Consider the following 234-nt stretch of genomic DNA (forward strand, 5'->3'; position numbering starts at 1 on the left):
TGTCCCCTTCGTCTAGAGGCCTAGGACATCACCCTTTCACGGTGAGTACAGGGGTTCGAATCCCCTAGGGGACGCCAGATTCAGCGGCGTTTCGTAGAAGTGTCGCGAGGCTTGCAGGAACGTAACCGACGTCCTGCAGGTAACGGTGCAGAAAGTTGGAGCGGTAGTTCAGTCGGTTAGAATACCGGCCTGTCACGCCGGGGGTCGCGGGTTCGAGTCCCGTCCGCTCCGCCA

Annotated in this window: 2 tRNA genes; both read left to right on the forward strand. The window is 60.3% G+C overall.

Going from position 1 to position 234, the window contains the following annotated elements:
* Position 1: 1 nt before the first annotated feature.
* Positions 2–77 (forward strand) — tRNA-Glu (locus DIE21_RS37000).
* An 80-nt stretch (positions 78–157) separates the two neighbouring features.
* A tRNA-Asp gene (locus DIE21_RS37005) sits at positions 158–234 on the forward strand.

The organism is Burkholderia sp. Bp9140 (genome assembly GCF_003853425.1).
GTDB lineage: Bacteria > Pseudomonadota > Gammaproteobacteria > Burkholderiales > Burkholderiaceae > Burkholderia.